The sequence below is a fragment of the Alcaligenes sp. Me129 genome, from assembly GCF_050487245.1.
In the GTDB taxonomy this organism is placed as follows: Bacteria; Pseudomonadota; Gammaproteobacteria; order Burkholderiales; family Burkholderiaceae_B; genus Alcaligenes; species Alcaligenes phenolicus.
Genome location: NZ_JBKQGX010000015.1, coordinates 19,207 through 39,871 on the forward strand (window position 1 = coordinate 19,207; position 20,665 = coordinate 39,871).

Genomic DNA, 20,665 nt, shown 5'->3' on the forward strand with positions numbered 1-20,665 from the left:
GGTGTGTTGCAGCTCTTTGACTCATCGGGTGTAAGTAGGTTTGAGTTCATAGACTTTACTGAAATCCAGATCGCGAGCGACCATGATGCCGACACGTTCGCCCTGGTTTTTATAAAGGGTTGGGGGAATATCTAAGGAATGTTCCAAAATCTTGGCCACCACTTCCTGACCACCTTCGCGGGTGTTGTCGAATCGGATGTTTCCATCTCCTTTGTTGCCCTGGTTCGAAGCCCAACTACCTAAATCCCCCAGCAAGCTAAGCAAAATGGCATTGCCCAGTCGATCCCAGAAGTGGTGATCAATGGCCCCATCGACCCCGGCTTCTCCCAGTGAACCGGTTCCAGGTGAGCCCAGATTAAGAATGACGCCTGTAGGTGTTTCCAGACGGTGCCAAGTTACAAAAGCGCGTGGCTGACCTTGGACAATCCCCCCGCTTTGATAGCCAACAAACTTGGTACCGGCGTCGATCAGTACGACTTTGCCGTTGGCGCTCATCACATCACGCGTGGCATTGCACGTGAGCATGCCAGCCTGGGCGGTGACCAGTCGGGTTTGCATGACACAATCGATCATCGTGCCTTGGGTAATCAAGAAGTTGCGGTTCCCGAGTTGACCGGCCACTGACGGGGCCAGTTCGAGTGGACGCAGCTGATTCGCCAAGGGACCTGCATCGCTATTGACCGCAACTGAAGTCGCGTTTTGTGGGTTTGTCTGCTGCCCTTCATTGCTTTGTGCTCGTAAGGGGCTACGCAAGCGTCGAGCATCAACGCTATTAATCACTTTGGGCAGCATCGGGATAGTCAGATCGCCCAGTGGCTCGTTGGGAGTCGTTTCTTCAGGTAGCGTGGGCTCCACACTGGAAGCTGGAGTTTGAGGCGCTTTGAGCTCAGGTAACTGAAGCAAGTTGCTGATACCGCTGACTGATGAATCATCCGCACCATCGGAGGCTTCATCACTGCTCGCGAGCCAGCGCCAGCTTACAAAGCTGATGATGCCAATGGCGATCAACACACATAGCCACAGAAAGCCTTTCGCGCCAGGTGGTAATGGACGTCGTGCGCCACTTAATTCATTGGGCCCGCGATCCTCAACGCTGTTGGCGTCCTTTTCGATGCTGCTCATTTCAAATGCTCCTTCGTGGTGAAGGTATGAGTGGATGTCCCTTGCTGCGATTGCCAGGCAGAGGCCGTGCTGTCGATCACCAGAACGTTGTCTGGTTGAATCGTGGTCTTGGCCTGAAAAGGCACACCCGACTCGTCAAGTGGCTGGACCAACGGTAAGGAGCCAGGTCCAAATTGCATCCAGGTCTGACCGTCTTGCACGTTGAGTTGATGAGGGACCAACGCATTGGCTTGTGGGCTTACCGTCGGCTCAACCGGGTACGTGGCTGCTGGTGTCGTAGGCACGATAGCCGGTGGTGGCAAGCTGGCTGGTTCGGCTCCATGAACGACGCGTTTGACCGACGGTGAGACAGTGCCGGTATACGGTTTTGGTGGTATTTGTCCGAATGCGGCGTTATGAATGGCCACAACCCGGTTTCCTAATCGAATATGCCAACGCTTGCTGGTTCGATGCAAGACCATCGTTCGTTGATCTGCCATGTGATAGTTGGTCAGGACTTCCTGGCCATCCTCTGTCACTCTGTACACGACTGGAATCTCAGCAGCAGACGCAAATTGCAGCCAGGTCTGCTGCCCATCATCCCAGGCGTGTACGGGGGCCAGATCCAGGTCGCCGCTTTTTGTGTACGCTTGCCAGTTCACCGGCTTGCCAGCTTGGGCAAAGGCGCTTTGAACATACTGTTGACGCGCCTGTTGGCGTGTCTGTACGGCGTCGCTGTCCGGATAGCGCATGACCAGTTTGTAGAGCGTGCGGTTGGTCGCACGGTCGTTGTGATACGTGATGCGAAAGGTGTAATTGCGTCGATTAGTGATGAGGATCAGATTGCCGTCGGCTTGCTCCATCATCGGTTTGAAAAAGACGTAATTATCGTGAGCGGTGAAGTCATAGGCTTCACTGTCACCGAAGACATGGAACTGATGCTGCTCTCCTTTCTCAAGCTCAATCATGGTTGCAACGCCAATCACTGCATCAAGCTGGATGACGTTTGCAGGGTCGAAGCTGGCGTATCGCACGCGGTGATCTGAGGCAGAGCGTTCGGGTTCATTCAGGGCAGCAGCAGGCGTGGCGACCGCGCACGCCAAGGCCACCGCCAATGCCGCTTGGGCAAATCGGTTCATGGGAACTCCTTCTTGTGGATTAACGTGAGAGATCGGCCGCCAGGTCGTAGCGATTTACTTGAAATCCGAGGGGATTACGACGCGCGACGGACTCATCCAGCGGCACGTTGATGTATCCGTAGGCAATAGTGGCGATCATGTGCTGTTCGCGTTCATTGCGGCCCGACGCAACTTCGCGTTGAGTCGTACTGAAACGGACCGTGGCTGTTTGATTGGCACCCAGTGTGATTGAGTGCACTTGTACATCCAGATTTGACAGTTGACCCAGGCGCTCGGTCGGTGCGTTCGGTCCTACATATCGTTTGCCGTATTGGGCCTGTATGGGCGGTGAAGAAAGTAGAGCGCAGGTGTCAAACTGCTCTTGGATGGTGTACCAGTTATATCCTTCACAACTACGTACATACGTGTTGAGAAAATACTTGTCGACCCGATCACCATAGGTATCCAGTGGGTCACCTAAACGGCTGACATGTTCAATGGAACCGGTGGCGTCGTTGACACGAACCACATACATCTCGGGTGGTTGCTTCAACGGCGTTAGCCCTGCTACGGCCAGCACACTGGCCATTGCCAGCACACCCATGAACAGGCAAAGTCGCCACGCCAGACGACGACTGGAGACTAACTCATGGGTCAGATCGCGCTCTAGGCCACGGTTTTTTTCCAGTTCCTGGGCGACATTGATAGTTTCCAGGTGCTTACTCATGAACAACTCCAGATACGTGCAACGGGGGGGTTGCGTTGACAGGGACTTGAGGTGAGTCAGCCGGTTGACGAGGTTGGGGTGGGGTAAAGGCGCAACCGGCCAACACGATGGCCAAGGCCATCGTGATGAGAGAGACTTTCATGGGAAAACGACTCCTGGCCCACTTACGACGTAACGTAGAGGGCTGAATTAAAGATGGGGAAGAATTTCAGTCGAGCTGTAGAGCCGACGAAGAGTTAGCGACCGAGAAGTTTGCGAAGAAGGTGCCCGGCACGTAGTGCGCTCATGGCTCCACGGCTGGCGCTACCAACACCAAATTGCGCGCCGAAACCGCCTGACAATCCTTGTGCTATGCCGGGAATCATGATCATGACAAAAATACTAGCTAAGGCAACGAGGAGTTGAGCGGTAACGAGAGGGAGTACCGAAAAGGTTCCATTACCAATAAGTCGGATCATCATTTTAACGTAGGAGATATTGATCTGAATCAGGACTCCAAAGAGGAGCCCTGCCAACAGTGCCAAGAAAACAAAATTTAAGGCTTGTGAAACCCAACTATTGAACATACCCTCGGTACGATCAAAGGCCAATGCCGAGATAAAGATAGGTCCAGTGGCTACTATTAAAGCCATACCGACTTTAACGACAATCATTAAAATAGCAATAACTGCGCCAACGACCATAGCATTCACATGGATGCCTGTTTTCATTAACCACAAGACGATGTCTTCAGAGCTTGGCAGATATCCGGTATCTCTTTTGTCAATTTCATCCGCTGCTTCTTTTGAGCTTAGTCGAAGCTGATCAATCTCTGTAGCTACAGTTGTTTTTCCTGCCACTATGGAAACCATATCATCTGGTAATGAAAGCATCGTGTTGGCAATATTAGTTTGATAAAGCCCTCCTGTTGTTGCGAAACCTGCAATTATGGCGATACGTATGTATTTCCATACCAGTTCAGTAACATTCATGTTTCCATAGCCACGCATAATAGCTATTGTGTAGAACAGAAACTGAATTGTTAAACCAATAATAATGATGGGTGCAAGAGCCTGGGCCAGTTGCTCAATGGGTTTAGCAACCGCAGAATTTAGGACCACATCTACCTGCTTCATCAACCATTCGGCAATTCTGTCAGCGTTCTCAGGTTGAGAAATTTGGGACGAATTAAAGGCCATGATGGCTCCTATTCACTGGCGGCTTGACTCTTTCCCAACCACCCTCCATAAACGACGTTTGCTCGTTTGCGCAGTAATTCACGCTCTGCTGCAAACTGTTGCTTGGCCAATTCCACCCGTGTCTGGTCAGCTTGAATATTTGCTTGTTCCACTGCAATACGCGCTTGTAGTTCAGCAATCTCTTTGGGATTTGTCGTTTGATTGATTTGAGCTTGCAAGCCGTCAATCGTTTCAAGGCGTTTTGTCATCGCGTTATATGCTTGTTCTGACATCGCTCTCTGTGTCGCAGCCAAGCGAACGCCTTTTTCACGGAGCGCTTCTGGATCTCGTGAAAAATCGACTGAAGAATTTACATCAGCGGTAATGTTGTGAACTGCTCCTGACAGAGCTGAGTTTTGCCCATCAAGCCTGTCAATGAGTGCAGCAGCATCCGTTGGCAGAGATGCCCGAATGGCTTGTTGTACGGACGGATTATTTAGAACATATCCGAAGCCGGATGACTGGGTTAAAGCGTTTAGTTGTGCCCGTGTTTGATCAAGTTGCGCTCGTGCTGTCTCCAGCTGATCAAGCAAAGCGTTTAGTTGAGGGATTGAGTTAACGTCTAGCGTGGGGATGCCACCAGCTGCCTGGACTAAGGGTGTGTTTAAGCATGTGGCCAGCAGAACGCTGACCACACGCGCGCGAATGCGTGTCATCGCATGACTCCTAAAGTGTTTTACATAGTGTGCTGAAACGCACGAGATGATTAGCAGCCGTGTTGGCTGCTATCTAAGATGAAGAGGTACTGCTAAATTGAAGTTAGTCAGAAGTTAGGCTTTTATATTCACTCTCACTGATTTTTTTAAAAGGTTTGTATCGCCCATCTGAATCAATCAGATATTTTTGAGACTTATCGTATGTAAGTTGCCATTTATCAGAGATTGTCATGACTCCATTTTCTCTGGCTTTTGCAGGGAAGTTGTGTTGACGATACGTACCAGAAATCATGGAGATTTGTCTTACTCTTACTACTAGATTAGGCCCATCTTCAGTCACGTGAAGTGTTGCGGGACGTTCGTCTTTTTGCTCTAACCAGTATCCTACGAACGGAGCATTCAGATTATCTTGACATCCCGAAAGGAGGGCGAGGCTTGCTGCTCCTAATACACTCAGGAAATAACGTCGTTTCATGGAAGGCTCCTTGTAAAGTAGGTGAGATTAGTAATGCCAGGCCCATGATAAGCAAAACGTCACCATAGTGCGACGTTCGGCCTTGTTTTATTCAGGGAATTGAACAATGACTGAAAGAAACGAACGAAATTCCGGATACTTGATAACGAAGTCGTTTAAATCTAGCAATGTGAGTTCTTCAAGAAATTTATTGCCGGGTTCCGGAAGATTGTGAAGGGCGTCTGCTAGATCAGTTGCAGGAGCTAATCCACCAGGTATGCGACCATCAAGCAGACCGCGAATTATTGTGAATCCAACCTTGGCCAAAGCAAGGGTGTCAAATCGCGTTGGCCGAACACCATGAAACTTGGCCGTACCGTCTCTGAGTGCAGTTTTCACAGCGGCGGCTGCACTAACTGGTTTAATCGCGTTCAGATCGAACAGCGAAGATTCGATAAGAGTTGCCATCTCGTGAGCTTCATCCTCAGACATTTTAGAGGAGCTTTTAAGATCATTAAGGGCGGCTCGAATCGCCTTGTCACCGCAGTAGGTCAACACGAACCCATGAAGACGAAGATAACGCAAACGGCACATGGTTAGGAGCATGCTTGGTTCACCGGGCGGTACATTAAATGAGGATTTGTTCATTTGTTTCCTTTGGTCAAGCTAGCCATTTTGCTCATTGGTTGGTAGCCATGAAGTGCTAAGAATTGGGATTTTCATTGTCGGGATAAAACGGTTCCATCCCATTGCCAAAATCAGCGTGGCAACCAAAATCAACACCATCTTGCATAACCACGAATTGAAACTTCGTCGCGCCTTTTGCTTTGGCTAAAGCCTCATGTCGCACACGTTTCTGTTCCATTGTTTCAGCGGTCGCGCCACCGATTTGGACTTTCCTTTTAATGTCGGGGCAATTCCCGCGTAAACGTCCAGCCAGTCCAGCGGTAGCGCCATTGATGACTTCCACACGACTGTGCGAGTCAGCTTTATTGATGACGGTTACACCGTACTTGCGGCCGTACTTACAAAAGAAATTCAGCACTGTAATTTCATCAGGAGTTAGCTCCGCATACGTGCGGCCGTCCAACGATTGCAGTTCAGCCAATGTGGGAGTGGATAGATGATCGGTCATTTCCTTTCCTTGTTGCCTCGGGACAATCCCCGCGCAAGCGTCCTGCCGAGGCAAGGCGCTTGCTGCTGGTGCTGTCATTTATTGCGGGGCTGTGTCGCCACTCTCGTCACTCGGCGTACTGGCGGGACGGGCGGTTTTCACCACTCGCATTGGCTTGTGCTCTCTGTTGTATTCTTTGATGGCTAGAATTAGGCCAATAATAAATATGATTAAAATCAGCAAGAAAAAGAAGAGAGTCACGTAATAATTCCAATCTGCTAAATTCATAGCATTTCCTTTCCTATCAATGAAAACCTTTATCGATGATAAAAAATACCAGCGGCAATGCAGACAAGCGCAGCGGCAACAGAGTTTCCCGCAGAACCGATCATGGCCGTTACTAAACCAATACCTACCGCAGCGTATTTAATAAAATGATCAATTTGCGCAGCTTCTTTATCGTTTTCTTTTCGGTTCATAATTTCATCTCTTTCAAAGGGCGTGACGAACCCTGCCCAAGCACCCTGTTGTGCAGGGGCTTGGTGCAGGTGCCACGTTATTGATTGGTAAGTTCGGCCTTTTTCTGAACCGCCTGTTCGTCTGCTCGGGCTTGTTTGACCCGTTGAACGTACAGTGGCAGCCAATCAGTAGGATCATCACCAACCTCGGCAATGGCCTGTCGTGCGACTACGGCCATATCTGGACTGCCTGAGAATACGAGCAAGGCCTCTTTACACGCCGACAGATCCAGCTCTGCAACGGTCACGCTTGAGCCCTGCTTAATGACGAACTGACGGCTTTTTTCACCGAGCTTCTTGACGAGCTCAAATTCCTGAGCAGTTAACCCAAAATCCTTCATGTAGGTTTCACGTTTGGCGCGTGGGTTTGGTAGAAAAATCAGGGTGCCAGACTGCTGGATAATGGAGGGGCCAATCGGATTGTCGGCAATGGCTTCTGGCTCTTGAGTCGAGAAGCACAAGATGCCATTCTTCTTACGAATCGTGCGGCAATCGTCCTGCATATCATCTTGGAAATGTTTATCTTCCAATGGGTGCTGACATTCATCGATCAAGTTCATGATGCGTCGCCCATCATGCATAGCCTGGCTGCGGTGACGTAGGTACAAGGTCACTGCTCCACGTACGTACTCGTCATCAAGAATTTCTGTCAGGTCAAAACCGAAAATCGGATTATGTCCGGGTGGTGCCTCCAGATTTAACCGATCCGACGGGTTATCAAATACCCATCCATATTCATTGCCTCGACACCAGGCCATCAATCGGTCTTTGACTGAAGGGCGTCCTTCTTCCCCATCAGTTTTCATGGGATTTGTCAGGTACTGGCAAAGCAGGGTAACGCCTCGATATTGCACGTCGATACTGTCACGACACATTTGTTCGATCGCATTGAAAATCTGCTTCTTATCAAAGGTCGTGACAATTTCGCCGGACAAACCGGCCAAGTGCGTCACCAATTTACGCATAAAAGCCTTATTTCCGGGCGTAGGCTCTTGTTGGAAGGGGTTCCAGCCTGTAGGAATACCCAAGCGTAGCGTGAAGTATTGTCCACGCAACGCCAGTGTCAAAACATGCAATCCCTCGTCTTTGTCGAGAATCAGGGCGGTGGCACCAAACTTTTGTGCCTGGGTTAAGAGCATTCCTTGAAGTACTGTTTTCCCGGTCCCGATGTACCCAATAATGAGAGTGTTGCCAGGCATGCGTTCGCCTGTTGAATCTACCTCTTCCAAGGAAGAGTGGTAGTTGAAGAAGTACGGATCACCCGTGACCGAACGCAACATCGTCACAGCTGGCCCCCACGGGTTTCCTGTTGCTTTGCCCGTGAGCTGGTTATGGAAACTGTTGTAGCAAAGAAAATTCTCACTCGTAATCGCTTCGGGGCGAGGTCGCCAATTCCAGTTGCAAGGCAACTGAGACCAGAAACCGGCTTCGAGTGCCTTCTCAAGAGGTTTGATCGTTAGCCCTCGGTCAGCCATTTTGGCTACCATGTTGGACATCGAGCGACGCAGCCCAGCAGGTTCGTCACCCCACACCAATATGGTTGCGTGATGATCTCCTAAACCGAGCTCACCAGTTTCCAGCCTCTCAATGAGATCCTTCAACTGTTTAAGCTGACGAGGCGCATCGTCATTGGAATCACGCATGAGCCTCGAATGTTTTTTAACGAGTTTCTTGGCTGCTGCACCGGTATAGCTACCCCAAGATTGGGTGATGATAAATTCGTGAGGGCTGGACAGAATGGGGTCCAGGTGTCCAGGACGTAATTGTCCTGGGCTTCGAAATAATTCCAACATGCCAAATTTGCGCGTGCTCTCGAGCGTACGCAGTTCACCGAGCTCACCGTATCGTGAAAATATGGGGCGGGCACTGGGTAGGCTATCCCACATGTAGCCATCGGTCACAGGTACTGGCAGGCGTTGACCAGTAAGTAAGAAAGCGAGAAACTCACCAGGTTCACTAAACGCAAAGCCGTTACGATCAACGATTTTTAGCACTTCGGCATCGTATCGATGAAGTCCAGCCAGCACAGCTCGGATGGCGCTTTGCAGGTCCTCAATTGACTCTTCCTGCCAGGCTAGTAAACGCTGTGCATCAGCCTTCTCCAATGAGGCGACCGCTCCCAACAACGCATCTTGCACTGGGTGAATCGAGATGGTTAGAAACAGTTCATTAATCTTGAGGCCCCGTTTGTTGAACGTGGCCCGGTATTGATCATCGAACTGTTGAGCAAAGGGTTGCGGGAATGTGCTGTCGGGATACTCACTCACATGACGACCAACAATATGGGTGTACAAGCCCAATTTGCCCAGCGGTAAGCCGCGTATGACGTTATGCAAGGCTTCAACCCAGTCATATTGCTCTTCCAGGCTGGCGGCCATGGCAGAGCGGCCGCTGACTTTGATGATGGCCAGGTATTCATTGTTTTTGGCCTTGATGATTTCATCCGTGACGTGATGGGAATAGGGCACATAGTGCGAGACCGGACGCTCCTTCAAAGTCAGGGCGCTCATGAGGGACTCCTTTATGGTTTACGCCAGGGACGGCGTGATGAATAGGATGTGGGTGCGTAACTGGAGCCATTCCAGAACTTTTTATTGCGGTTCTTGAACCGTGTTTTCAGCTCCAATCCCCATATTTGGAAGGCTTTGTCATCCGATTTTGTGATGGCAGCGAACAGGGGAATTAAGATGAAAACAGCAACCCACATGTAAAGACCAATAAACATGGCTGAGATGGCCACACCGGCTAAAGTGCCAAGAAAAATCATGGTGGGAACACCCATGAAGGTGGCTTTGCGGCTAAGCCCATTGAAGACGGGGTAGTGAAATGGCTTCAATTCGATACTGTTGTCATCCTCGTCTTGATCAGTATCCTTAGCCATGGCTACTTCCAGAACAAGACAACCATCTCAGCCACCGACCCGGCTCCAAGTACGCCGATCCCCCAACGAACTGCGTCGTCTTTACGCATGATTTCTGCGGCATACAGCACCCAGATGACCAGGCCGATAACTACGCAGGCAATCGGCAGAATGATGTAAAGGTTGTCGCGGAACATTTCCAGCGATGATCGGGCTTTGGTAAGACCGCCCACTTGAGCGTGCGCGACGCCCGTGGTGAGCATCGTCAGCACAGCCGTTTGATATAGATGGCGAACAAGACGGTGTTGCGCCATACGAGCCAGGTATTGCTTAATGAACATGCATAACTCCTGTGCCAAGTGTCATTTGACATTGGCATTGATGGTTGAAAAAACGGGAATGGTGCTCGATTGAGCGTTGACTACATAACGGTGAAAAAGCGGCCGAATGTCGTAGACTTAAGCGCGGCAAACTCTGTGTCCGTCAACGCGAATGCAAGCCGGTATTGCTCGTGCAAGCAGTGACGTTGGGCTGCAGGAACAAAAAGATAAGAATGGATTTCAGGCATTTGGGTTATCGCGGTGACTGTTGACCGAGGACTTGGGCTAACAGCTCAACGTTCAACGCTGTTTTCCCTGCCCCCATGTGTCCAGTAATGAGCGAGTGTCCGGGAGCCGGATCACCTTTGACGTTCATTGCAGCCAACGGTCGGTGGTAAGGGTTGGAAAGGTTGGGATGGGCGGGATTAATAGGCATACGTACTCCTGCCTCAGACGTCTGGGGACGTAAGGCATTGCGGTGGTTAAGAAGAAAAATAGAGCCCGAATGGGCAGAGTGAGGACTAAAGCTCGGTCCCCACCCTGACGGGCGGGGATGGATGTACCCCTTGGCCGCGGAACCCCTGCCGGGTTCCCTGTCCAGTCCGCCTATGGTCGGACTGCAGCCTCGACCCTTCCCCGTGGGCCTTGCCCCCCACGCCCGTCACCGGGCGCGGCTCCCCCTGCGCGGCTCTGCCGCGCTGCTGTCTTCAGTGGGAAAGCAGGCTGGGGCTGGGTTCGATTTGATTACACGCTGACAGAGAGGCGTCACACAGGAGGCGGCTCAGCGGTGACGATAACGGGCGCAGTGTCTTGCTCGTTAGCAGGCCTGCTCGTATCGTTGCCTCGGGGTTTAAAACCGTCGGTGATGCGGTGCTGGCCAAACCCATCAGGGAAACCTAGGCGCTCAGGTTGATGTGGTAGCGATTCAGGAGTGACGGTAACTGGCGTTACGTCTGGTTCGTTAACAGGCGTGGCCGTATTGTCCTCTGAGGTTTTGAACCCGTCAGTAAGACGATGCTGTGTAAACCCATCTGGGGTACCTGTGCGCTGAGTTTGACGTGTTGACGATTTGGCCGAACTCATCATGGGTTCATCATCCATGGCTTTAATGGCGGGTACTTTGATTCCTGCTTGAGCCAGGACTTTCCCGACATATCCATTGCTGAAGCCTCGCTCGAAATTGCCTGTGTTGTAGCAGGACAGGGCTGAACGTAACGCGCGTTGCTCATCGCTGGATTGCCGCAAGGCTCGCTCATAACAGTCCGTCAGAACTGTTTGAGCTGCTTGCAGATTCGTGCAGGGATCAAAGACCGTTTCTGTCGTCAATCCAAGCCAAGCCCAGTTCCGCACATTGATTTGGCCAAGCCCGGCATCAAAATCAATGCCACGCTCAATGAGATCGTTGGCAATCTGTGCTGCTTGCTCGTAGTCAGTTGGTTGTTTTTTCAGCCGTTTACCTTTATTGATACCGATCGCATACACCTGGGCCGTTGATTCATGTCGTACCAGGGCTGATAACGTTGTTTCATGAATATTGGGCGCGCATGTGGCGGCCAAAAGCGCGATTTCTGCTAGCACGGCTCTCTCTCAATGGTTGTTCCCAGTGCCTGCGGAGTTGTCGATATTGCGACGAGGATCTTCAAACGAGTAGTGCCAGTTGTTGGCCCAGCTCCCGTTGTGATCTGCCTCCCATTTAGCCTGGGCTTTCTCGAACTCGCGAGCTGGTACCCAATAGCCACCACTGTTTGGGTTGCCGACATACTTGATCGATAGATCGTAGGTCCAGGCATGGTCGTTATAGACCACGCAATAATTAGGCAGTTGGGTTAGGGTGACTGTCTTGATGAGCGAAACATCTCGAATGGCCGGGATGCCAAGGTAATTCGAACCCACTATGCGATAGCGATAGAGATCTTTCCCATAGGCCGCATTGAGATAGTCGGCATCACATTTACCGGCTCCACGAGAGATTGCATCCATGCGAGCGGACATACCCGTTTCACTGCCAGCTGGACACATACCTAGGAAAAAGCGTCGGGCATCTACTGTGGCCTCCCAATCGAGCATGCCTTTGGCGTATTTACGGATGTCAAAGTAGTGATTGAGGGCATCGTTGCATTCGCCTGGTTGAAAACTGCTGGATAAACACAGTACTGCTTTGCAGGCTAGAGCGGGCAGGCCGGTCATAACTTCAGAAGATTGAGCGTACGAAGAGGACGCGCAGGCCAAAGCCAGCGCGCCCAAGGTAATGGGGAGCCGTTTCATGGTGATTCCAATGGAAAAAGGGACGGGGCTAAGGCCGGAGAACTACAAGAAAAGAAGAATAAAGACTGCTAGAAGCGGGGACGCATCAACGAGTAATGATTAATCGTTGGCAGGATTAGTGATTCGGTATTGCTCGCGTGACCCACCAGTTGCTTCAATTTGGACTATCCAAAGGGGAGGGCGCCCTCTACCCGTCCAGGTAGGGCCGTCCGGGTGCTGATACTTGATAACACCGGCAGAGCGAGCTTTCTCTTGTGGTTGCAAAAGTGCCTGGGTTACTTCCTCTAGGCTTATATCGTTGTCGCGCATGGTGCGGACAATATCACTAATGGTTTTTTTGCTTTTTTGTCTTTTGAGCTGTTCTGCTCTGCGTTTAAGGCGTGTGATCTCATTTTGGATCGCGGCAATTGATTCAAGCTTGTCGGTCATTGTTTTCTCTAATTAATTTGGCCAGTTAACGATTCAGCCACTTCCAGATGGTTGAAGAAAATTTGAAAACGAAAGCGGCGAGCACGAGCCAGTAAAAAATGTGCGCTCCAAACACTACAACTTTGATTACCCAGTGCTCTCCCGACTCAGGAATAGCGTTCCACGCTGATATGACGATCAGAGTCGAAAGGACACCGAGAAGAAATGCACGGCGCACAGGTTTGCGCTGTTTACTAACTGTGGACTCCATTGTTATTCCTCCAAATGTACGGGTTGGTAACCCAGCGTCGACATGCGTTGATGTGCTTTCTTGGCCTTTTCTAAGGGAACTATCTCTCGGAGCAATAACAAAGTTTCGAGGACTGTTCTTTTATCTTCAGTCAACAACTCGATGGCGTATCGCAGGGCTTCTAATTCGGTTTGAATTGAGTCTGAACTTGTGAGTAAGCGACGAGCATATTCCGAGGGAGTGATACCTGCCAGGGCAGCCGCTTCACTGAAATTTTGTTTTTGAGAGGGTGTGATGCGCACACGCAGTAATTCTGACAGGGGCTCTACCATACGATTTCCTTGGAGAAAGTAAGCCACGAATAATCAAAGACAGGCTTAAGACATGCATAGTCTGAGAAGCGGCTTTAAACGTGAAATATCAGGGGGTTCGAATCCCCCTCTGTCCGCCAGAATTCAAAAGCCCTCGCACAGCAATGTGCGGGGGCTTTTTTCTTGGCTGCGTTTTACAGAGTCGGTGAAATTAATAATTCATTTTTAGTCAGGCTCTGCGTCGTCGTTGCAAAAAAGGTCGCTGACTGGGAACCGCGCAAGATCAGCGCAGGCCTTGAGAGTCTTGCCTTTGCTTATCTCGCCATTTTGAGGGAGGAAGTGTTTCGTGTTGCCGCCAGGCGGCGCGAAATGATTGCAAGCTGGCAAAACCACAATGCTCGGCAATTCGCTCAATAGACCAGTCGGTATCCATGAATAATTGGCGCGATCTGTCCAGCCGCATGGTTTGTTGGTACTGCTTCAGACTGATGCCGCATTCTTTCATGAACAGGCGGCTCAGATGCCTGTAGCTGACTGAAAATTGTGCTGATAAGGATTCGTTGAGCGGGGTTTGAACCGTCTGTTGTGCCAACCAGTCTTGCACTTCATGAATCAAGGGATGTTGGTGATTGCGATAACTCAGATGGACGCTTAACTGCGGGTCTGCTTCCAGACGACGAAACTGAATCAGATTTTCGCGCGCGATGCGTGCGCTGACTGCGCTGCCGAAATACTGAGTGATCAAGTGCAATGCCAGATCTATTCCTGCAGAAACGCCAGCTGAGGTATAGATAGGACCATCCTGCACAAGGATGCGTTTGCTGATAACCCGTGCTTGTGGCGCAAGTTGTTGCAGGGTCTTGAGGTGATTGTGATGTGTCGTGCAGAGGCGACCATCCAGCAGTCCTGCTTGTGCCAGCAGCACAGCGCCTGTGCAAACGCTGGCGATCACTATTCCCGACGGTAGCTTGCCCCCGATATCACGTAGCCATTGCGTCACTTGTTGCTGTGCCGGCGTTGCGGGGAGTTCGGCCTGGATTTTGCTTCCGACTACGACAACGACATCTCCTGCAGTCAGACGCTTGGGGAGGGGGGCAATCGCGCTTAGAAAAATCCCCTGGTAGCTTTTTATGTGGGACTCCGGCCCGACACACTGGATCTTGATGTCGGCTATATCCAGTTCTGTTAGAGAAGCAAAAATCTGCATAGGCCCTCCCAGATCCAGGATGTGCATCTGGGGAAGGACGACAAAGAAAATCCGTTTCATGTGTTATTCGGATGAGTCATTGATTTGATTTAGCGATGTTATCGCTTTTTATTCCTTTTTCTTAATGGTGTTTTCTTTTCTATTTATGTCCTGAAACGGTCTGGAGCCTGGATGGTCGAGAACTTACGATAAACAAGAAATTTTTACATCGAAAGGATTTGTCCTCGTGGCGGAAGAATCAAGAGTTATTGAGCTTCATTGGAATCCCGCTTTTACGGGATCAATGGGCTCGGGGGTGCTGGAGCTTATCAATATGACGGTCGCTGATAAGGGCACGCTGGGGTTTGCCTCTGAGCTGTCGGGAGAGCAGGCGCGTCTGTTCCTGGACGCCCTGAACCGCAAAGTGGCAGACGGCGACACGCAAGCCTTGTATGCCAGCTATGCCGGTCAACCCGCTTTCTTTGTGATGATGAATTTGAGTGGCATGCCCAATTGCCGACACAGTGCTGAACTCGCCAAGGCGGTCGTGGCGCCGGGGTTTCGTGGACAAGGTTTACCGAAACAGGCGCTGGAGGCCGTGGACCATACCTGCACCTTGTTCTGGAACATGTAGGACAACTTGCATCGAGAGTACTGCCAGCCAAGCCCCGTTCGTCTGAGTTGATTCGGTGCGCCATTGAAAATCTGAGGTGGATGTTGCTTCATGCAAAACAAGAATGTTGTCCGCTCTCTGGTCGGGCTGGGATTTCTTGCCATGTTTCTCTCGAGCGCGTTCAAAGGGGTTTTCCAGGTTTATTTCAATGACCTGGCTCTGTCTTTTGAGCGCGGCCGATCAGATTTCGGTTTTGTGGGCGGGGTGTTCCTTTTGGTATCCGGGCTGGCATCGCCGATGGTCGGCGCCTTGTCGGATCGCTTTGGGCCCATCTGGACCGTCTTGATCGGCAGTGTGCTTGGAGGGGGAGCATTTCTTTTGCTTGGCCTTCTACCTCATCAGTACTGGCTTTTTGTCATCTTGTATGGACTTTTGGCGGCGTTTTCTCTGGCGGCGATGACGTTTGTGCCCATGGGCATATTGGTTGACCGATTGTTTGACCAGAGAAATAAAAGTTTTGCTTATGCCTTGATCACTAATGGCACGGCAATTGGATTCATTGTCCTTTCTCCATTCTGGTTGTGGTTGCAAGCCCATTTCGAATGGCAGCAGGTCTTTTTTGTTGTTGGTCTGCTGTTCCTGGGGCCTTTGGCCTTGCTGTTCTGGCTGGGAGCACGAGTGCCTTTGCCTGCGAAAGAGTCTGTCGGACATATTCAGGAGAAACGCGTTGGCACTTGGCCTGTTGTGTTGCGCGATCCTGGCTTTTACGTGCTTGCCTTTGGTTTCTTCGGCTGTGGGGCGTCGATGGCGTTCATTGACGTTCATCTGGTGCCTTTATGGCGCGATGCCGGGGTCAGCCGCGCCAGCATGGGGATGAGTTTGAGCCTGTTTGGCGTGCTGGAAATGATTAGCGGTTTAGCGGCTGGCTGGTTGGCGCTGCGCTTCTCCCAGCATCGGCTGCTGGCGGCATTCTACGTACTACGCTGTCTGGCCATGAGCTTGTTATTGGCTCCCTCCGGGATAGTGACGACCTATGTATTTGCGGCTGTATTTGGGGCCAGTTATCTCGGAACAGTCATATTGACCTCAGCGATCTGTCTGGATCGCTATGGAGGCGCCGTCAAGGGACAGGTATTTGGCATGCTTTTTCTGGTTCATCAGATCGGCGCTTTTGGGTCTGCTCAATTAGGTGCTTACGGCTATGACCGTTTGGGTAGCTATCAGGCCACAGTCATGGTCCTGGCCATGCTGACCGCGATTGCCGGTATTTCTTCACTCTTTCTGTCGTCTGTTGCTTTTCGACGGACTCAAACTGAATTCAACTGAGATCTCCATGATGTTCAATGACCAAGGTGCTACTCAAATGCTCAGGATTGGACAGGGTATCGATGTCTCTGACAGCTTTTGCGAGCCGCTTGCACTGACCTCTGCCTATTGCTTCAGTTCAGCCAGTGAGGCAGCCGCTCGTTTTGGCGGGACGGAGCCGGGCAATGTTTATAGTCGATTTACCAATCCAACAGTAAAGACGTTCGAGCAGCGGGTTGCCTTTCTGGAGGAGGCTGAAGCGGCGGTGGCGTTTGCATCCGGCATGGCTGCATTGTCAGCGGTGGTGATGGCGTTTGCCGCGAGTGGTCGCAACATCGTGTGCGCATGTGATGTGTTTGGCACGACTCTGACGATGTTGCGTCAGCACTTTTCCCCTTATGGAGTGGAGGTGCGCGTCGTTGGCATGTTGGATTACGGCGCTTGGGAAAAGGCGATCGATAGCGCTACCTGCCTGCTTATTGTTGAAACTCCAGCAAACCCAATGCAGCATGTCGCCGATATTGCCCGGCTGTCACGCATGGCTCATGCCCATGGCGCATTGCTTCTGGTAGACAGCACCATGCTGACGCCTGTTTTGCAGCGGCCATTAAGGCAAGGTGCGGATCTGGTATTGCATTCTGCCGGTAAGTATATGGATGGCCAAGGTCGGTGCATTGCCGGTGTAGTCGGTGGGGCCGAGGCATTGATGAAGCCACTGCGGGCGGTGTTGCGTTCGCAAGGAGCCTGTCTGAGCCCCATGAATGCCTGGTTACTGCTCAAGAGTCTTGAGACGCTTGAGCTGCGCATGCAGCATATCAGTGCCAACACACTGTTGATAGCACGTTGGCTGGAGAAGCATCCAAATGTAGGTTCGGTGTTTTACTCGGGCCTGGAGTCGCATCCCTGCCATGAAATCGCTTGCGCGCAACAGGCCGGCTTTGGAGGGGTGGTCAGCTTTGAAGTGGGCACGAGCCAAAAAGAGGCTTGGGCTTTCATGGACGCTTTGCAGCTGATTTCAATTGCCACCAATATTGGAGATACACGCAGCATGGTCACGCACCCGGCTTCAACGACACACGGACGCTGGTCGCCGGAGGATCGCATGCTCTGTGGGATTGGGGACAATCTCGTGCGCTTGTCTGTGGGCTTGGAGTCGCTTGGCGATTTGCAGCAGGATATTGATCTGGCACTCCAGATTGCCCTTGCTCAGAAGGATCAGAGTGTGCGGGGCTACTCCTTGCTTGAGGCGCTGGAATGAGGAGGACTGATGTTTTTGACGTTGTTGTTTTCTGTCGTACTGACTTTCCATGCGCTGGTGTTGTCAGATAGCGGGCGACGCTCCAGGCAATGGTTTCGGTATCTTGTTATTAGCTTGATGGCTCTGTTGCTGAGCTTGCCGATTGATTTTGCCACCCTGAGCGACCGCCGGATTGACGGCCTCGCCTTTGGTGGCTTATGCGGTTGATGGCTGAGGGGGCCTGGTACCGGATAAGCCCATTGGTTTCAGCTTGTCCGGTACCAATTCCACTGGGACATCAGACCAGGCAGGATTAAGGTAGCAGGCTCAGGCGGTCGACTTCAAATTCGGTTTTGCGCAGGCCTTTGTCGAACTCGCCCGTCAGCTCCACTTTCTGTTCGGCGCTGATGGTTTGACCAGCCGGAAAGTCCTTGTTGTCGATCTCTACCGTGATACGGCCGGTGGCATCTTCAAAAATATAGCGCTCATCACCTTCAAACGACACCAGACGGCCTTGCAAACGCGCGATTTGATCGTCGCGGCCGGTTTCCAGGAGCTGCTTGACGGTCATGAGCGGCACATTGTTAGGGCCAGAGTAGGAGCCGGCAGCCGTGGCGGCTTGAGGTGCATTGCTTGGGCCTGTGTAGTTGGCTGGTTGTGCGAGGGCAGCGGTGGCGCTCAGAGCAAGTACGGCAGCAAGAGTGGGTAAAGTGAATCGCATGATTGAGTTTCCTGTATCGGGTTATCGGGTCAATGTTCCGCCGATTGCGGAATAGTTTTATTAGACCCCCCGAACCTGAAGGCAATCTTAAGATACGTAATTGGGTGGGAAATCCAGCACGACACTCAGACCCTGGCCGTCCAGCCCCTCTTCAAAGGAAAGCGTGGCCTCGTGCAAGGCCGCGATGCGGGCCACGATGGACAAACCCAGTCCGTTGCCTGTTTGGCCGGTTCCCAATACGCGAAAGAAGCGTTCTCCCAGTCTGGGCCGTTGTTCGGGGGGGACGCCAGGCCCATTGTCTCGGACCGCAAGGCGTACACCGCCATCGTGTCTGCGTGTTGTTTCGACCCGTACTCGGACGCCTGCGCCGCCGTAGCGAATGGCATTGCCAATCAGGTTACGTAAAGCGCTGTTTAACAGCACTGGCGCCGCCTGTATGCTTGTGACGGCCAGGGCTCTTTCCATGTTGATGGATGTCGAAGGCAGGGATGGAATCAGACTGTCCAGGACCTGATTCAGGTCTACGGTTTCACGCTTCAAGGGTTCGGCCTGCGGCTCCAGTCGCGTCAGGGCGAGCAGGCTTTCTACCAGGGCGGTACAACGGTCCAGGTCTGCGCGTAATTGCTGCAGATGGGCGTCAGGCAGTTGCAGCTCGCGCTCAATTAGTTGAACGCGCATGCGCAGCCCGGCCAAGGGCGTACGCAGTTCGTGTGCGGCATCGGACGTAAAGCGCCGTTCACTTTCCAGTGCTGAAGACAAGCGTGCCATGAGCGCATTCAATGCATCCAGCATGGGTTGCAGCTCGCGTGGGGGATTTCCGCCTTCTACAGGAGTGAGGTCATCGGGCGATTTGGAATTGATGCGTTTAGCCGTGTCCTCCAAAGGACGCATCAGGCGTCGGATCAGGAACCAGCTGGATAGACCCAGCAGCGCCAGTAGTCCCACTGCGGGCCAAACCAGGTTCTCGGCCATGTCTTCAAGCAGCTCCAGGCGTTCTTCCATAGGCTGGCCAACCTGGGCTGTGACCCCTCCGGCTCCGGGGCGGACGTAAACCCGCCAGAGTTCGTCATCAACCCAGACAGTGGTGATTTGCTTGCGTTTCGCCTGGGGGATAAAAGCCGTTTTGGGAGTGTCGTCGCCGCGCAGCAGTACCCGGCCATCTGCGGCCACGAGCTGGTAATACATGCGCAGCTTGAGAGCCGCGTCACGGTTCAGTCGTGTGTCTGTAGTATTGGCAGAAGCCTGCGCCTCTTGCGGGTCCAGCATCAGTACCAGACGCGCCCCTTCTTCAAGGGCATCATCAAGCACATCGCCGGTTGCGTGCCAGGCCACTCCGACTACGATGGCCAGGCTGACCAGCCACAGCCCAATACTGGTGCCCATGACGGTAAGCAGCAGACGACGTCGTAAGGACCAGCCTTTCGGGCGTGACACCGGGGACTTGGCGGCAGAGCGGATACGCGTTAGTTTCTGGAGCAGGTTTTTCATGCGGGTGCCAGAACGTAGCCTTGATTACGTACGGTGACGATGAAGTCACTGCCCAATTTCTTGCGCAGATTGTAGATGTGTACTTCGATAGCGTTGCTCTCCACTTCTTCGCTCCAGCCATAAAGGGCTTCTTCAAGCTGGGCACGACTCAGAATATGGGTGGGATGGTGCATCAAGGCTTGCAGAACAGCGAATTCGCGTGCTGTTACGGCCACAGGCTTGTCGTTCAAGGTGACGCGCTTGGCTATCGGGTCAATGGCGACGGGACCGTGACGCCATTGGGGAGAGGCTTGGGCGGCACTGCGGCGCAAGGCTGCACGTACGCGCGCGGACAGCTCTTCAAGATCAAACGGTTTGACCAGATAGTCGTCCGCGCCCAGATCCAGACCCTGTACCCGGTCGGCCAAGGTATCGCGGGCAGTGATCACAATGACGGGCACCTGTGCGTGAGATCCATTGGCCCCTCGCAGACTGCGTAAGACCGCGTCGCCATCCAGACCAGGCAAGCCCCGATCCAGCAAGATGCATTGATAGGTGTGAGTGGCCAGGGCCGTGGCCACTTGGTCGCCACGTTGCAACCAGTCCACAGCGTAGCCGTCCAGATGCAGCCAGGACTGCAAGGAACTGCCCAGCGAAGGATCATCTTCGATTAAGAGAATACGCATGTGCAAAGCCTGGCAGGGAAAGATGAAGGGAAACTGATGTTGCTGCGGGGTATGAGGTAAAGCAGGGGCAAGCCCCTACCTTGTTTGTATAGCGACTGTGTGTTTTTGAAAAGCGCAGCGAGGTGTTTTCC

General features: G+C 52.2%; 25 protein-coding genes. 4 read left to right on the top strand and 21 right to left on the bottom strand.

Going from position 1 to position 20,665, the window contains the following annotated elements:
• Positions 1-21: 21 nt before the first annotated feature.
• The 18 genes from virB10 to ACLPGZ_RS14850 all read right to left on the bottom strand — a co-directional run bounded on the left by virB10 (position 22) and on the right by ACLPGZ_RS14850 (position 14,586).
• The gene (virB10, locus tag ACLPGZ_RS14765) at positions 22-1,122 is read right to left on the bottom strand and encodes a type IV secretion system protein VirB10 (RefSeq protein ID WP_321291556.1); all 1,101 of its coding nucleotides are present in this window, start codon (positions 1,120-1,122) and stop codon (positions 22-24) included.
• Positions 1,119-2,240, bottom strand: coding sequence for a TrbG/VirB9 family P-type conjugative transfer protein (locus ACLPGZ_RS14770; protein WP_321291557.1), 1,122 nt, complete (start codon positions 2,238-2,240; stop codon positions 1,119-1,121). Before ACLPGZ_RS14770 ends, virB10 begins: the two co-directional genes overlap by 4 nt.
• A gap of 19 nt (positions 2,241-2,259) precedes the next feature.
• On the bottom strand, positions 2,260-2,946 hold the full coding sequence (locus tag ACLPGZ_RS14775; protein WP_026485326.1) for a VirB8 family type IV secretion system protein: 687 nt from the start codon (positions 2,944-2,946) through the stop codon (positions 2,260-2,262).
• A gap of 236 nt (positions 2,947-3,182) precedes the next feature.
• Complete coding sequence (locus ACLPGZ_RS14780) at positions 3,183-4,124, bottom strand: TrbL/VirB6 family protein (RefSeq protein WP_321291558.1); 942 nt, start codon at positions 4,122-4,124, stop codon at positions 3,183-3,185.
• A gap of 8 nt (positions 4,125-4,132) precedes the next feature.
• Positions 4,133-4,819 carry a TrbJ/VirB5 family protein gene (locus ACLPGZ_RS14785; RefSeq protein WP_026485328.1) on the bottom strand — a complete coding sequence of 229 codons (687 nt, stop codon included), beginning with the start codon at positions 4,817-4,819 and terminating at the stop codon, positions 4,133-4,135.
• Between the two features lie 103 nt (positions 4,820-4,922).
• Positions 4,923-5,294 (bottom strand): hypothetical protein, encoded by a 372-nt coding sequence (locus ACLPGZ_RS14790; protein WP_321291559.1) that lies wholly within the window; start codon positions 5,292-5,294, stop codon positions 4,923-4,925.
• 87 nt (positions 5,295-5,381) lie between these two features.
• A complete protein-coding gene (locus tag ACLPGZ_RS14795) occupies positions 5,382-5,921 on the bottom strand; it encodes a hypothetical protein (protein WP_321291560.1) in 540 nt (179 codons plus the stop codon).
• Between the two features lie 55 nt (positions 5,922-5,976).
• Positions 5,977-6,408 carry a hypothetical protein gene (locus ACLPGZ_RS14800; RefSeq protein ID WP_321291561.1) on the bottom strand — a complete coding sequence of 144 codons (432 nt, stop codon included), beginning with the start codon at positions 6,406-6,408 and terminating at the stop codon, positions 5,977-5,979.
• A gap of 78 nt (positions 6,409-6,486) precedes the next feature.
• Positions 6,487-6,675, bottom strand: a complete 189-nt coding sequence (locus tag ACLPGZ_RS14805) for a hypothetical protein (RefSeq protein ID WP_321291562.1) — start codon at positions 6,673-6,675, stop codon at positions 6,487-6,489.
• 29 nt (positions 6,676-6,704) lie between these two features.
• Entirely contained in the window at positions 6,705-6,866 is a 162-nt protein-coding gene (locus tag ACLPGZ_RS14810) for a hypothetical protein (protein WP_321291563.1), read from the bottom strand.
• 77 nt (positions 6,867-6,943) lie between these two features.
• Positions 6,944-9,415 (bottom strand): VirB4 family type IV secretion/conjugal transfer ATPase, encoded by a 2,472-nt coding sequence (locus ACLPGZ_RS14815; protein ID WP_321291564.1) that lies wholly within the window; start codon positions 9,413-9,415, stop codon positions 6,944-6,946.
• An 11-nt stretch (positions 9,416-9,426) separates the two neighbouring features.
• Positions 9,427-9,786, bottom strand: a complete 360-nt coding sequence (locus tag ACLPGZ_RS14820) for a VirB3 family type IV secretion system protein (RefSeq protein ID WP_321291565.1) — start codon at positions 9,784-9,786, stop codon at positions 9,427-9,429.
• 2 nt (positions 9,787-9,788) lie between these two features.
• Positions 9,789-10,106, bottom strand: a complete 318-nt coding sequence (locus ACLPGZ_RS14825; protein ID WP_321291566.1) for a conjugal transfer protein — start codon at positions 10,104-10,106, stop codon at positions 9,789-9,791.
• Positions 10,107-10,850: 744 nt separating this feature from the next.
• Entirely contained in the window at positions 10,851-11,663 is an 813-nt protein-coding gene (locus ACLPGZ_RS14830; RefSeq protein ID WP_080655620.1) for a lytic transglycosylase domain-containing protein, read from the bottom strand.
• Positions 11,664-11,672: 9 nt separating this feature from the next.
• Positions 11,673-12,350, bottom strand: coding sequence for a TrbM/KikA/MpfK family conjugal transfer protein (locus ACLPGZ_RS14835; protein ID WP_321291568.1), 678 nt, complete (start codon positions 12,348-12,350; stop codon positions 11,673-11,675).
• A gap of 99 nt (positions 12,351-12,449) precedes the next feature.
• Positions 12,450-12,779, bottom strand: a complete 330-nt coding sequence (locus tag ACLPGZ_RS14840) for an H-NS histone family protein (protein ID WP_026485335.1) — start codon at positions 12,777-12,779, stop codon at positions 12,450-12,452.
• A 252-nt stretch (positions 12,780-13,031) separates the two neighbouring features.
• Positions 13,032-13,340, bottom strand: a complete 309-nt coding sequence (locus tag ACLPGZ_RS14845; RefSeq protein WP_026485337.1) for a plasmid mobilization protein — start codon at positions 13,338-13,340, stop codon at positions 13,032-13,034.
• Positions 13,341-13,602: 262 nt separating this feature from the next.
• A complete protein-coding gene (locus ACLPGZ_RS14850; RefSeq protein WP_115634410.1) occupies positions 13,603-14,586 on the bottom strand; it encodes a GlxA family transcriptional regulator in 984 nt (327 codons plus the stop codon).
• A gap of 253 nt (positions 14,587-14,839) precedes the next feature.
• Between ACLPGZ_RS14850 and ACLPGZ_RS14855 the strand changes: the two genes are divergently transcribed.
• The 4 genes from ACLPGZ_RS14855 (at position 14,840) to ACLPGZ_RS14870 (ending at position 17,888) form a co-directional block, all read left to right on the top strand.
• Positions 14,840-15,139, top strand: a complete 300-nt coding sequence (locus ACLPGZ_RS14855) for a hypothetical protein (RefSeq protein WP_429641600.1) — start codon at positions 14,840-14,842, stop codon at positions 15,137-15,139.
• A gap of 90 nt (positions 15,140-15,229) precedes the next feature.
• Positions 15,230-16,444: an MFS transporter gene (locus ACLPGZ_RS14860; RefSeq protein WP_415709759.1), complete on the top strand. Its 1,215-nt coding sequence runs from the start codon at positions 15,230-15,232 to the stop codon at positions 16,442-16,444.
• Positions 16,377-17,681, top strand: coding sequence for a PLP-dependent transferase (locus ACLPGZ_RS14865; protein ID WP_429641601.1), 1,305 nt, complete (start codon positions 16,377-16,379; stop codon positions 17,679-17,681). The genes ACLPGZ_RS14860 and ACLPGZ_RS14865 overlap by 68 nt, the downstream gene beginning before the upstream one ends.
• A 9-nt stretch (positions 17,682-17,690) precedes the next feature.
• Positions 17,691-17,888: a hypothetical protein gene (locus ACLPGZ_RS14870; protein WP_009460694.1), complete on the top strand. Its 198-nt coding sequence runs from the start codon at positions 17,691-17,693 to the stop codon at positions 17,886-17,888.
• Between the two features lie 85 nt (positions 17,889-17,973).
• Here ACLPGZ_RS14870 and ACLPGZ_RS14875 read toward each other — a convergent pair whose 3' ends face one another.
• The 3 genes from ACLPGZ_RS14875 to ACLPGZ_RS14885 all read right to left on the bottom strand — a co-directional run bounded on the left by ACLPGZ_RS14875 (position 17,974) and on the right by ACLPGZ_RS14885 (position 20,534).
• On the bottom strand, positions 17,974-18,381 hold the full coding sequence (locus tag ACLPGZ_RS14875; protein WP_060186678.1) for a YgiW/YdeI family stress tolerance OB fold protein: 408 nt from the start codon (positions 18,379-18,381) through the stop codon (positions 17,974-17,976).
• An 87-nt stretch (positions 18,382-18,468) separates the two neighbouring features.
• Positions 18,469-19,869 (bottom strand): ATP-binding protein, encoded by a 1,401-nt coding sequence (locus tag ACLPGZ_RS14880; RefSeq protein WP_239054665.1) that lies wholly within the window; start codon positions 19,867-19,869, stop codon positions 18,469-18,471.
• Entirely contained in the window at positions 19,866-20,534 is a 669-nt protein-coding gene (locus tag ACLPGZ_RS14885; RefSeq protein WP_060186743.1) for a response regulator transcription factor, read from the bottom strand. The genes ACLPGZ_RS14880 and ACLPGZ_RS14885 overlap by 4 nt, the downstream gene beginning before the upstream one ends.
• Between the last annotated feature and the right edge of the window lie 131 nt (positions 20,535-20,665).